At 41.6% G+C, this 14,882-nt stretch carries 5 protein-coding genes; all 5 read left to right on the top strand.

Annotated features, from left to right (window positions below; genetic code table 11):
- A partial coding sequence (locus AB4Z30_RS08855; RefSeq protein WP_441925339.1) for an amino acid adenylation domain-containing protein occupies nucleotides 1-3,963 on the top strand: 3,963 nt, incomplete at its 5' end.
- Nucleotides 3,964-4,007: 44 nt separating this feature from the next.
- Nucleotides 4,008-4,751 (top strand): thioesterase II family protein, encoded by a 744-nt coding sequence (locus AB4Z30_RS08850; protein WP_441925337.1) that lies wholly within the window; start codon nucleotides 4,008-4,010, stop codon nucleotides 4,749-4,751.
- Nucleotides 4,752-4,765: 14 nt separating this feature from the next.
- On the top strand, nucleotides 4,766-5,914 hold the full coding sequence (locus tag AB4Z30_RS08845) for a serine hydrolase domain-containing protein (RefSeq protein ID WP_441925334.1): 1,149 nt from the start codon (nucleotides 4,766-4,768) through the stop codon (nucleotides 5,912-5,914).
- 24 nt (nucleotides 5,915-5,938) lie between these two features.
- Nucleotides 5,939-6,700: a class I SAM-dependent DNA methyltransferase gene (locus tag AB4Z30_RS08840; protein WP_441925332.1), complete on the top strand. Its 762-nt coding sequence runs from the start codon at nucleotides 5,939-5,941 to the stop codon at nucleotides 6,698-6,700.
- 21 nt (nucleotides 6,701-6,721) lie between these two features.
- Nucleotides 6,722-14,875, top strand: coding sequence for an amino acid adenylation domain-containing protein (locus AB4Z30_RS08835; protein ID WP_441925382.1), 8,154 nt, complete (start codon nucleotides 6,722-6,724; stop codon nucleotides 14,873-14,875).
- Nucleotides 14,876-14,882: the final 7 nt, after the last annotated feature.

The raw sequence follows: 14,882 nt of genomic DNA, 5'->3' as shown, positions 1-14,882 counted from the left end.
AAATCTTATGAAGGACAATCAACCCATCTAGAAGATTTTCTACAAGCGGAGGAAGAGTATCGATTATTATCTAGTCGTTTTAAGAGGGATCAAGAATACTGGTATCAAACCCTTAAGGATTTGCCTGAGCCGATATTAGGTATGAATTCTTCAGACTTAATTGGTAAACGCTTACGGAAAGAGTTAACACAAGAACAGACTAGTGCAATTAGAATGATGTTGAATCAGCACAACCTGTCCATGAATGATTTTGCCACGGCTCTAGTCGCAGTGATAATGCATAAGCACTATATTCGTAATGACATTATAGTTAGTATGCCAATCATTAATCGCACAGGCAAGGCTCAGAAACGTTCTTTTGGTATGTTTACTAATACAATTCCTGTACGTATACGTATTTCGGCCGAACAAACGATGTTAGATGTTCTTAAAGGATGTCGTGCTTCGGTAAAGCACGGATTGCACCATCGCAGATACCCTTATAATGAGATTTTGCAGGCTGACCCCTATTATGGTATTAATTTCCCGTTATTTGAGGTCGGGGTTAATTGCTACAGTACGAGTCTTGCTAATCATGCTGGGGATTTATTGATTGAAAACCAACAGTTCCATAGCAGTCAACAGCTTGTTCCGATCCAGTTTATTGTTAAGGAGTGGGACGAAAAAGGTCAGTTGACTGTTGAAATCGATTATAGACCTAGTTTATTCCCAGAATGGTTAATTATGCAGTTTGCAGACTATATTGACACGCTTGTTGATTTTATAGGAATTTCAATAAGTACACCGTTAAGAGAGTTGAGGATTGCTTCTGCCTCAATGCTTGATAGTATACTCCATGTTTATAATGATACTGCGGTTGAATTTCCAAGGAATCAAACGATACATAACCTAATTGAAGAACAAGCCGCGCGCACACCTGATCAAATCGCTATAATAGACGGCGATAGGATATGGACTTATCGCCAATTAGTAGAGCAGTCACAATTTATTGCAGACTACCTCGTTGGAGAGGGAATACAACGTAACCAAGTTATCGGGTTATCCATTCCGAGAAGTGGGGAATGTCTTCTCGCTATGCTTGCTATTTTGAAGGCTGGAGGCGCATTTCTCCCAATTGAACCGGATACACCTGCCAATCGAATCCAATATATTCTTGATGATTCAAATGCCGTTATGTATGTAACACAGGGACAAAGTTTAGCCAACATATCGCCCAATACACGAGTCATTGATATAAAATCATTTAGAAATCAATCGAAATCATCAACAAGATCGAATTTGAGCAACTCTGATGATTTAGCTTATGTCATTTATACTTCAGGTACAACAGGAAATCCAAAAGGCGTGGCGGTGCAACACCGAGCACTAGTGAATTATATAACCTTCGCTAGCCGTACTTACGTAGTGGAGGATAGTCCGGTGTTTGCATTATACTCTACCATCGCATTTGATTTGACCATAACGTCTCTATTCACTCCGCTTGTATGCGGCGGAGCAATTGCTGTCTACGGTGATACGGGGGAGAATGCTCTACTTGATGCTTATAAGGATGGCCGGGCTTCAGTTATCAAGGTGACTCCGGCACATTTGTCCATACTGGAAAGGATGCCGAAAAACGAAAAGTTTCTTAGGGCGGTTAAGGTAATTATCGTTGGTGGAGAGGCCTTGAAAACGAGCCTGGCGGCCAAAATTAGTGAAATGTTTGATGATAGAATTCAAATTTTTAATGAGTATGGGCCTACAGAGACTGTAGTCGGTTGCATGATACATCGATATGACAAGAAACGAGACACTGATGTGACTGTTCCAATTGGCAGGCCGATATACAATGCGAAAATATATGTCCTTGATGATAATCATGATCCAGTGCCTATAGGTGTAGAGGGAGAGATTTATATATCTGGTGAGTGTGTGGCCAGAGGATATATGAATAACCTTGAGCTTACTTCTGAGAAATTTATAACCAATCCTTTCGTTGCAAATATGCAGATGTATAGGACTGGAGATAAAGGGCTGTTTTCACCTTCATTGATTTTAGAGTACAGGGGGAGGAACGACGAACAAGTCAAAATCCGTGGATATCGGATTGAACCACTGGAGATTGAGTCCTCCCTGCTGACGTTTGATGAGATCGATTCTGTCACAGTTCAACCGATTCAGATACAAGGTACTGCTATGCTTTGTGCATATGTGGTCAAGAACAAGTATATATCAAACCAAACGATTCATCAGCGATTGCGGAGGAACTTGCCTGCATATATGCAGCCAACCTTTATTTTGGAATTGGACCAAATACCTGTTAATCGAAACGGTAAAGTAGACAAAAGGGTACTCCCCTTACCTACAGAAGAACAGATGATCTCAACAAGCTATTCCGATCTATCAGAGACGGCTAAAGATGTTCTGGAAATAGTCAAAGAGTTGTTTATTAACGAACAGATTGCTCTCAACAGTAACTTTTATATGCTTGGGGGGGATTCGATTCAAGCTATCCAATTGTCTTCAAGACTATTAGATAAGGGAATAAAATTGAGCATAAAGGATATTCTAGCTACGCCAATACTGGGGGAGATGATTGAAAGAGCGGATCCACTCCTACCCAACAAACAGCAAAAGCATGTCCAAATCAGTGGTACTATTCAAAGAATGCCAATAATAAATTGGTTCTTAGAACAAAGGCTAGCTAACGAATCTTTTTACTTTATGAACATAGGAATAGAAATCCTGCACCCTATAGATTTGAAAACTGTAAATGGTTTACTACGCGAACTTCTTTTGCATCATGATGAGCTACGATTAAACTGGGACTCCAGCGAGAAATGTTTATTTTATAATGATTCACATTTTCAATGCGAGCAACTTTTGGAAGAGTTCGATTTAACGGATATTTCTCAGGAAAGACACTATGAAAAAATATACTCGATTTTGAACGATAAGATGTCAACAATTCACTTGTCTTGCGACCTGTTATTTCAAGGTGTCTTGTTTAGAATGGCAGCTGATCGAAGCATCCTGATTCTTCTTGCACATCATTTGATTATTGATGGTGTATCTTGGCGAATTTTGCTGGATGACCTTCATGCGCTTTTCAGTTCCTATGACCGAGGCTCTTTGGATGATTTGACTTTGCCGGTTAACAGCGACCCCTTGCAAAGTTGGGCTGATGCATTAGCCTGTTATGAACCATCTAACGACGAGCGAGATTATTGGCAACAAGTGATTCAACAGCTAAACAATGCTTCTGATCTGGAATGCCTGAGGGGTGTAAAGCCTGTCCTTCTTAATGCACAACAAACGGTTTATCGGGAACTGACAGTTCAACAAACCTTGGCAATAACGAGAGAGGCAGCAAGAATGCTAAATGTGGGTGCAGATTGCATACTATTAGCAATATTTGCCAATGTCCTTGGTGAATATCAACATGGTCGGGAGTTGTGGATTATGCTGGAATCCCATGGACGCTACGGTGGGCTAAAGGAGCTTAACGTCAGTAGAACGATAGGATGGTTCACAACATTGTATCCTCTTAAAGTTAGAACAGATCTCACTGTGGAGGATTCGATCAGAAATGTGAAAAGCAGAATGAGTAGTGTTCCTAATCATGGTCTGGGATATGGCACTGGAGAGATGTTCGCAAAACGAGCTCCTCAGTTGATGTTTAACTATATGGGTGCTTTCGAAGCAAATAACGATTATTTTTCCCTAATTCCGGAATATTGTCAGAAGTCTAGTAGTCCAGATAATATGCTTACGGCATTGTTAGAGGCAAATCTTCTTATCGTTGATGGAAAGCTAAGAATCGGTCTGACCTATGACTGTCTAGACACAGCTGATGTTATGCAAATGTTGGATAAATACGAAGTGGCATTGCAAATGTTCGCCCATCAGTATGAGGCAATATGGAATGATGTTATACAATCTGCTACGTTGTCCTCAGAGGATATTGCAATACTATTTGACTGATGTGTAATGATTGAATTTATCAAGGGCAAAAGGAGTGTACTCTTTTGTTAAAAGCCAGCACAAAAAAAACGCTATTGATTTGTCTCCCATATGCTGGGGGTAGCAGTCATTTTTTTTATAAATGGAAGCGTTATCTGAATCCGAGCGTTGAGATTTTCCCAGTGGAGATAGCAGGGAGGGGGCGTAGGTCAAAGGACTTTTTCTACAATTCGTTTACGGAAGCTGTGGCTGATATTGAGTCGATAATCGTTCCGGCCATTCAAGACAGACCGTATGTCTTGTTTGGACATAGCATGGGGAGTCTGCTTGCATATGAACTATGTTGCAGTTTGGAGCAACAAGGCAACCCGCTTCCTGACATAACATTCGTCTCTGGACACGATGCGCCAATTTATAAAAAGGAACAAAGAAATTATCACTTGCTTAATGACGAACAACTAACAAAAAAAATAATTAAGATGGGTGGGCTTTCAAATGAGGTGGCTGAGAACGACGATTTGATGAGAATTTTTCTTCCTATTGCAAGAGCAGACTTTAATATGTTAGATCAATATTTAATAGAACCTAAAACAAAACAGATTTCAGTTGACCTTACATTATTATATGGCACTGACGACGGGATGATTAAAGAGAAGCTTCAGAGTTGGGGGCAGTTGACCAGCGGTAATTTTAATATGTATCCGTTCTCAGGTGGACACTTCTATTTGAATGAACACGAACGTGAGGTTGTTGATTTGATTAATAGATCAATTGAGAATCAGTTTAAGATATACAAGAATTACACATAAGGGGAGAAGAACTATTGTTTCCTTACGATGATTTTGGACTGAATGTTGGCGGGGTAGATCAGTGGCTGAACGGAATCCCTATGTTGATGAAACACCATAAAGTTCCTGGGTTAGCACTAGCGATTTGGGAAGATGGGCAATGTAGCCGTATAACATGTTACGGTCAGGCTAACCCCAAAAATCGGGTTAACGAGCATACGCTCTTTCAGGCAGGCTCTATATCTAAGACGTTCACAACATGGGCAGTGATGAATATGGCTGAGGAGGGAAGCTTGGATTTACAAGCATCTGTAGAGAAATTGATCCCCTGGTGGAGCATACCGTCATCTCCGTTCAATAATAGTCAAATTACAATAAAGTCTTTGCTCAGCCACACGGGTGGTGTTAACATCTCTTCTTACTTGGGCTATGAGAAACAAAACATGCCCGATTTGGTAGACTCGCCAACCTTTAATCATCGCCATGGAATTAAGATTATTTACGATCCTAATCGAGGGTTTTATTACTCTGGCGGCGGATATACGCTTCTGCAGGCGATTATTGAAAGCCAGACAGGGATGCCCTTTGCAGAATACATGCATCATAATCTTTTAGTGCCGCTAGGAATGAAGGATGCAACATTCGACAATGCCGGAGATTTTGAAAAGCCGTTAGCTATCCCTTATAGTTTGCTGAACAGACCAATAAGCCCACTATTCTTTGTGGAAAAGGCAGCGACGGGGCTCTATGCATCGATAAGTGACATGTCCAAATTCATTGGTGAACATATAGCCAACAGGGAAGTAGACGCACCTTGCTTTCTTATGCCATCATCCCTCCGGATGATGACGACAAGGGTATTCAGGAAGGTGAATTACGGTCTTGGCTACCGATTAATTACTTTTCCAGATAATAATAAACTTATCTACCATCGAGGCGAAACGATTGGGTATAGTTCGGTTTTTGCTATCTTCCCGGGTAAAAGAGCGGGCATTGCAATTTTGTCCAACAGCAATAGCGGACATAATCTAATCTCGATCATATTATCAGATTGGATTAGTCAAGTGTTAGGTTCTATTGACGAGATATATATTAAGTATATGGATTTAAAGAAGCGAAATCCTTTGATGTCCTATATGAAATACCATTATCTTTCAAGAAAGCAACAAAGGTTAATTCACTAATCTGGAAATATGGGGGAAGTGTTGATGCAGCAGTACGGCGAACATATGTCTAGTATGTATGACATTGTTGAAAAATGGGGGGGGTTTGCCAGAGCACATACTCCTTCACTTGTCGATTTCTATGAAAAGAAGGGGCTTAATGGACCAATCTTGGATTTATGCTCGGGAACAGGAACTTCTTCTCTGCCCTTCTTGAAACTAGGATCCAACGTCGTTTTGATTGATCATTCTCCATCTATGCTGGAGAAAGCAAGAACAAAGCTGTATTACTACATCCTTAAAAATCGGGCTACTCTTATTGAAGCTGATGTGACTGATTTTTCAGTAGAGGGGTTCGATTCTTTCGGATTTGCTTTCGCTTTGTACGATGCGATGAATCATCTGAAGAATAGGGATGCGTTATCGAAATGCTTTGCACGAGTGTATGCTTCGTTAAAGAATCATGGATATTTTATATTTGATATGAATACCCGTTTGGGTTTGGAGCTTTCCAATAAGATGGAGTTCTTTGACAATCAAGAAGTCTTTGTCTCGGAGCGGGGTATTTATAGTAACGGAATGGATACAGCCTATATAAAAATCACGGGATTTATTAAGACTGAGTCAGGAAATTATGAGCGCTTTGACGAAACACTGTACAATCGTTCATATGAGATGTTAGAAATTCGGTCAATGTTGCTTGAAACAGGGTTCAGTAACGTACATTTTTCAAGAATCGAGAATCTTGAAGTACCTATAGAGAACCCTGAGAAGCAGCCACGGGTTTTCTTTGTTTGCCAAAAATAAAGGGAGAGGGCTGGGGTTTTGATGTCGGTCTCTATGAAGCTTGCCCGCAACAATGTTGAGGAAATTGCTCCATTAACACCAATGCAGGAAGGAATACTATTTCACTATTTGGAAAAAGAAGAGCGTATGTATTATCATCAGCAACTAAACTTCCGTATAACAGGAGTAATTGACCTTGAAGTGTTACGTGAGTCCTTTCTAGCGGTAATTCAAGGCAATGGCATGCTTAGAACTGTTTTTAGATGGGAAAATATAGATAGGCCTATCCAAATCACACTGAAACAATACGAACCGACTTATCGGTACAAGTATATGCCGATAAATAGCGATAAAGAGAGAGAAAGTATGCTTGGGGACCTGTTACTTGAAGATTTAGAAGACTCGTTTGCTCTTACGCATGAGCCATATCGAATATGGATTATACAGTGGGCACCCGAACAATATGATGTTCTTTTTAGTTACCATCACATACTGTTGGATGGTTGGAGTTGTGCCGTTGTATTGGAAGAATGGATTCGAAAGTTCGGAGACCTTTCTCATGGTGTGAAAACGCCTTCATTAGGCAAGCCTTCGTTTAAAAAATTTGTCGATTGGCAGATGAATAGGAATGATGATGATAGCGAGCAATATTGGAGGGAAAAGCTACATACAGATATTGCCGACAGCTTATTGCCTGCGAAGGCATACAAAACGGATGTAGCTGTTAGGGAAACGGCAGTTCACCAACCATCAAGGGAGTGTTCTGACAAAATACTGTCGTTTCTTAAATTTGAGCAAATCACCCTTGCAGCCTTAGTTTATTCAGCATGGGCCTTGCTCATTCACCGTTATAACGATCACGATTGTGTCTTATTCGGCACAGTGGTCTCTGGCAGACCTCCTCAATTGATAGGAATAGAGAAGATGGTAGGTCTATTTATGAATACAATCCCTTGCATGGTGGAATTGAAAGATCAGGAATCTGTAACCGAGTTCATTAATCGGATCAATAAAGAGATGAGAGAGCGGTCTGAGCATGATAAAACACCTTTAGTCAAAACTAAATCGCTTCTTGGGGCGGATAACCGAATAAGTCCGTTTGAATCTATCGTAGTGATTGAGAACTATCCGATGGAACAAGTGTTAAGGAATGGAAGTGAACAGATTCTCTTCCATTCATATCAGCTTCATGAGATGAATCATTTCGATCTTACACTGAAAGTAGCAAACTTTGACGGACTAAGCTGGCAACTTGATTATAATCCCGGACGTTTTGATTCCAAATCAGCTGATCGTATATTAAGGCATTTTAATAATGTTATAGAGTTCATTATTCATAACCGATCTGCTTCCCTTGAGGTGTTGGAATTCCTGGATTCCGACGAGAAGGTGCAATATAGCAATTCAAAACTAACGCCCAAACTGTTGGAAGGTCAGCAGGAAGATACGCTTATTTCAGCGTTTCTTGCACGGGTTCAGAAATATGCTGACCGTATTGCAATACATGAAATTAACGGCAAAATGATGACATATGAAAATCTTTACCGAAAAGTTACAAGCATGGCCTCTAAGCTGACGACAAATAATCAATTACGGCTGGGAGACTCGATTGCGGTTATAGCGGATCGTTCTGTTGAAATGATTATTAGTTATTACGCGATTCTTATGGCAGGTGGGAATTTCGTTCCGATAGCACCGGATCTCCCAGAGGAGCGGATTCGATATTGTTATGAAAAAAGCAATTCCGTGAGGCTACTTGCCAGTCGTAAACATGCTGATTTAGCGGCAAGGATTACGAGTTGCAATACGATTGTTCGGGTCGAGGATTATGCCGAGGACATAAATATTCATTTCGAACCGGTTTGCCGACCGAATGATGTGGCATACATCATTTTCACCTCAGGTTCTACTGGCGCTCCTAAAGGCGTTGAGATTGAGCACAGGCAGGTGTTGTCGACTTTAAAAGCGATACAAGGTCTTTATCCGTTAGGGGCATCGGACCGGATGTTGTTGAAGACGTCTTGTATGTTTGACGTTTCCGTTGCGGAGCTGTTCGGATGGTTCTGGAACGGAGGAAGTTTGGTAGCGTTACCATATACCGAAGAGAGAGATCCACTTCTATTATTGCAAGCAATAAGGCAATACCACATTAGCCACATTCATTTTGTCCCCTCACATCTTCTTGCGATTCTAGAGTCAGCTGAGACTGTGGGAGGTGAACTTCCAGATAGTTTGAAGTTCATTTTTGCTGCTGGGGAAGCACTACCAAAAAACGTATGTGAGAAATCAAAAGAATTATTCCCCGATGCCCGATTGGTCAATTTATACGGTCCTACGGAAGCTGCTATATTCGCAACTGCCTATGAAGTGGATCTTAGTAAAGTTGAACAGACGATTCCAATCGGACAGGCTTTAGAGGGAACTCACACAATGGTGGTAGATAAGAAAGGGCGATTAATGCCAATAGGAGCAGTCGGTGAATTATGGCTACACGGAAACGGCATTGCTCGTGGTTACAAGGGTTTAGAAGAGCAGACAGCTCAAAAGTTTGTTTTGCACCCTTCGATATCTGGAGAGCGATGTTATCGAACGGGTGATCTGGCAAGGGTGAGAGCGGATGGCATCATTGAATATATAGGTCGTAGAGATTATCAGGTCAAGATACGTGGTTATAGAATCGAACTTGGTGAAATCGAGACATTTGCCTTACAAATGTCAGCAATAAGTCAGGCAGTAGCAATTGTAACCGAACAGGACCAAATAGCATCTCCATCATTACGCCTTTACTATGTATCCAAGATGGGGGTATCCGAGGATAGTATCCGAGCTTATCTGACAAGATACCTTCCCTCATACATGATACCGAATCATTTTATCAGATTAAATGAAATGCCTATCAATGCAAATGGAAAAATTGACCGGTCAATTTTGTCAAAAATGACTATGCCTGAAGTTATAATCGACCATTCACCATATCAACCGAAAAGTAATAAGGAAGTAGTGTTGATGGAAATTTGGAAGGATGTACTTCGATTACAGAGAGAGATATTTGCCGGGGACGACTTCTACACATTAGGTGGAGATTCCATCAAAGCTATGCAAGTCGTTTCACGGGCTGGAAAAAAGGGCTATCGTTTAGCCGTGGCAGATGTTTTGGAAACAGCAAATCTTGCTCAGTGCTCTGATAAAATGGTCCTTTTGTCTGAAAGGTCTGCTGTTTCTGGAGAAAAAACAAAAGTCGGGGAGGTGCTGTTGTCTCCGATTCAAAGAGAGTACCTGACTGAATGGAATGGAAAGGAAAATAACTTTCTGCAGAGCGTTCTTCTACGCGGATCAAAAAGAATTGATGCAACATTGACGACCAAATTACTTCACGAATTAATTAATGCTCATGAAATTCTACGGATGCAATTTGTAATAAGCCAGGATGAAATTATACCGAAATACCGGGACGACACCAGCGTTTTTCAACTCGTGGAATATGGACATCATGAGGAATTCGTAAGCGAGGAAGAATTCAAAAGCTGTTATGAGGACCTGATACGCGATTTCAATATCATTAAGGGACCGCTCGTTAGAGTTGGGCTCATTCATGCTGTTGACGCGGACTACCTTCTTTTCGTCATTCACCACATGCTTGTTGATGGTGTTTCTTGGCGTATAATTTTTGAGGATTTGGAGTCCATCTACTCTTTGGTTATACAGGAGAATAAACCTGCCTTGCTTCCAAGAACAACGCCTTTCCAGGAATGGTGTCTGCACCTGGAGAATTACGGTATGGAATCAGCCTCTCCCGAGGAGTTCGAATATTGGAAACGGCTAGAGGAGCGCTATCACAATTCGGTCGCACGTCGTTTTGCACCGAGCTACTGGCGAGATCGATCGGATATGGAGATCAGGCTTAGTGTGGAGGAAAGTAGAATATTCATGACTCCGTTGGACGGGTCAAATTGGATTCGTACTGAGGAAATATTACTCGCTATTGTCTCCGCTGCGTATATGAAATGGACTGGATCTGGCGAGTTTTGGCTCGATATTGAAAGTCATGGTCGTCACTCAATCTTTGAAAGGGCAGATGTCTCTAGGACGATTGGCTGGTTTACATCAGTGTACCCAACCGTGATTCAATTACCTGAAATAGATCAACAGGCACTGTTTGCGATGCTAAGAGAGTTAAGAAGGATACCAAACCGTGGGATCGGTTATAGTGCTCTCAAATATGCCAAAAAACGTGTGGAGGGCCAGGGATTAAGATTCGATTTGTCGCCACCATGCTTATTCAATTATTTAGGTGAGGTTGAAACCTCATCGGAATCGGTATTCCAACTAGTACCAAGCTCATTCCGCAGTCATCTGGATGCCGAAGCGAAAATTCATTATGATATTATCTTTAATTGCTATATGCAAAATGGAATTATGGCCATTAATATCAACTACGATAACCGTCTCATTGATGTTCAAAAGTTTGCTGGTCAGATTATGGATGCCTTTGGGAAGATTATTAGGATTATCTCCAATACCGGCCCCTACAGCTTGTCTTCTATGCAACGGGGACTTTTGTTATATAAGCAGTTGAACGAAAGCTCTCCCGCATACATGGAGCAGGTGGCATTTAGATTGACAGGAGAATTGAAGCCAGAGCACTTTGAGTCCGCCTACCGAAGCGTAATGTCTAGGCATGATGCGTTGAGGACCGTATTTATGTATGGAGGACAAAATGAGCCCATGCAGGTCACAGAAAAATCTGGTTTTTGTGAATACTTGTATCTCCAAGCCCCTTCATTCGACTCTAAGCTGGCATGGTTCGATCTGGTACGAGAAGAAGACAGGAGGCGGGGGTTTAATCTAAGCACAGAGCCACCTGTCAGGGCTAGCGTGTTCACTTTAGACCCGGAAGATCATCTTATTTTGCTTAGCTACCATCATATCGTTATGGATGGCTGGAGCTTGTCAAATATGCTTCAAGAGTGGTTCGACGAATATTTATCGCCTGCTAATCTGACCCTGTACAAAGAAAAGCCACCGCAGTATGTTGCTTTTGTTAACTGGCTTGAGAGACAGGACATGTGGGGAGCAAGTTTGTACTGGAAAAAGTATTTGGAAAATTATGAGGGAAGCGGATTGTTAACTCTTCAAAGTCCTGAGGGGTCATACCAAGAGGGAAAAAGGCTTGAGCAGCGATTTCTACTGGAACATGAGACAGAAGAGGGGTTGAGACGGCTCGCTGGACTGTATAAGGTGTCAATCAGTGTATTGATCCAAGCCATATGGGGTGTGTTCTTACAAAAATATAAAAACATGGATGATGTAGTGTTCGGATGCGTATCAACGATAAGACCTAACCATGATAATTTTGAACGCGCCGTAGGACACTTCGTTACTGTACTTCCTTTGAGATTGAAAGCTAGTCGGGCTAACTTTAAGGAAATTGTTCTTAAGGTGCGTAAAGAGGGTATGGATAATCTTGCACATGGATATTACCCCTTATATGAAATCCAGACTTCTATACAAGGCGAATTGTTGGACCACGTCTTATCTTTTGATAATTATCCGCTCGACGAGCAAGTGCTTCAAAGAAGCGGACTAAAGCTTCAACGATATGAGGTGAGCTCTTTACCGCATTATGCGTTTAACCTTTTGTTTGAAGTGCGCGATAGACTATCGGCCCAGGTTGTATGCAATAGTGACTTATTCCCTTTAGAAAAAGTGGAAGACATGATAATGCGATTTTTCATTATTATGAATAAAGTTATCAAAGACCCGAATTGCGATGTTAGCCGATTGTCTCTGCTCACTGAGGATGAGGAGAAAGCGCTGATGGCACCTTCATATGTAGCGCCTGAGGAAACATGTACACTTCATGAATTGGTCGAATATGCAGTACGTCGTTATCCTAATCGAACAGCACTTCGACAAGGTGATGCGCAAATGACCTATGCAGAATTGAATGAACGAGCTGAACAAGTTGCAAGTGCACTGCGTAGGATGGATCTCCACCCTGAGCAAACCGTTGGTGTATATCTGGATCGTTCCTTTGAACTGGTCATTGCTATTCTAGCAGTTCTGAAATCAGGCAGAGCATATCTGCCACTTGACGTGGAACTTCCGCATGCGCGATTAGAATATATGATAAACCAAAGCGGTGCGGGTTGCATTCTAACACGATCGTCATTGTCCAGTAACGTGACTGGTTCGTTGGCTGTTCTGCTAATAGATGAAGCCTTAGCTATGCCTCGGACCGAGAGCACTGGAAGTTCTACTGACAAGGTCGATCCGAAAGGATTGGCCTACGTGATATACACGTCTGGGAGTACAGGAAATCCTAAAGGTGTCCTGATAGAGCATCGCTCCATTGTCAACACGATTCGCTGGAGGGCAGAAGCTTACCGATTCTCGGAAGAAGATATTTTCCTGCAAATTGCTTCTATTTCTTTTGATAGTTCTGTAGAGGATATCTTCACTGCGTTAAGCGTAGGTGCAGGTTTGGTGATACTGCCTCAAGCACAAAGGTTGGATTTAACTTACATTAGAAACGCAATACATTCCGCAAAGGTTACGCATCTGCTGATTACTCCGAGCTTGTATCAAGCCATGTTAAACGAAATTCCGGATGCGCTAATCCTACTAAAGTCGGTGACACTGGCTGGTGAACCGTTTGGCCAGGACCTTGTGGCGCAGCATTATAAAATATTAGGAAATGTTTCTCTTTACAATGAGTATGGTCCTACAGAGAATAGTGTTTGCTCGACTTTCTATGCCTTTAACAAAGATAATCAGGAGGTCCTTCTTGGAACGCCAATTCAGAATGTCCAATGCTTGGTTCTGGATAGGCATATGAATCCGTTACCGCCAAACGTCCCGGGAGAACTATGCGTATCTGGTCCAGGTTTGGCAAGGGGGTACTTAGGATTAAGGGAGTTGACCGAAGAGAAATTCGTCTCGCATCCGCTACATTCTAATACGCGAATATATAAGACAGGCGATCTTGTTGAGTGGACAAAACAAGGAGAGCTACGATACATCGGTCGGATAGATCAACAAATTAAAATCAGAGGCATTCGGGTTGAACCTGCTGAAATCGAAAGTAAGATATTGGAATACTTCGGTATTGAGCACACACTGGTACTGCCTTGCACTGAACCGGGACGCCAAACAGAGCTTGCGGCTTTTATTGTTGCCGAAAAAGATATCGATTTGGACGGTCTCAAGGAATACATGTATACTCAATTGCCAAAGTCAATCGTACCTAATAGATTCATTCAATTAGATAGTTTTCCGTTAAACACGAATGGAAAAATTGATCGTGAAGCGCTTCGGAAAATTAGGTTTGAAAATCGAAAAAGTGCTGAATTGATTAAGCCAATCAATTATCTGGAAAGTAAGGTTCAACAAATTTGGAGTCAGGTCTTACAGCAGCACGAGATCGGGGTTGACGATCACTTTTTTGATATTGGCGGAAATTCGATATTACTTACCCAAGTGCATTCTCGCCTTGAACAGGAGTATCCCGGTAGCATAAGAATTATTGAGCTTTTCGATAACCCTACCATTCGCCACATTGGAGCTCTTGTTCAAAAGCAGACTGCTAAAGCATGGTTGGAAGGACGATTTAACCCGATCACTTCCTCGTGGAGAAGCAAAGGAAACGGGGGCGCTCTGAATCGGGACGTTATTATATTGGACTTCGACGAGAAAACTACTGCCATTCTCGATTCTTTCGGCAGTCGTGCAAAAGCCACAGCATCAAGTGTAATATTTACACTCTTTGCTCTCGCATCAGCACGTTCTTTGGGTACTGCTTCATTTGCAATGTCTTCAGTAAGCTTGAGCAGGAGAAAGGTTATTGATCTGTCGGTAGTTACCTTAGATTCTAAGCGAGGCATTTTAGATTATGTCAAAGAGGTAGAGGCTGTACGTTCTATTGATACAGCGACAAGCGGTAAAAACATAGAAGATCCGATGTTTTTGGAGCCATTTGTTTATGATAACGCCTTCATGCCCCTTTTTGTTTATGATAACAGTGCTGAGAAGGAATTAGACTGCTATCGCTTCTTTGACGTAATCGTTACCTCTTCTATGAATAAGAATCGTTTATATGTAAGCTACTCTTATTCTGCTAGTAAATTCAAGCAAGATACAATGAATGATCTAGTTAAGCAAGTTGAACAGGCAGTTTATCGAATATCTCAGGTTTAGACACAAA

The organism is Paenibacillus sp. 2TAF8 (genome assembly GCF_052114825.1).
GTDB lineage: Bacteria > Bacillota > Bacilli > Paenibacillales > Paenibacillaceae > Paenibacillus.
Note: the sequence above shows the minus strand (reverse complement) of the source record. Positions and strands in the feature narration are given on the sequence as shown.

Excerpts from the sequence above, each read along its gene's own strand:
- AB4Z30_RS08840 (WP_441925332.1), top strand. The coding sequence starts at position 5,939 with ATGCAGCAGTACGGCGAACATATGTCTAGTATGTATGACATTGTTGAA.
- AB4Z30_RS08835 (WP_441925382.1), top strand. The coding sequence starts at position 6,722 with ATGTCGGTCTCTATGAAGCTTGCCCGCAACAATGTTGAGGAAATTGCT.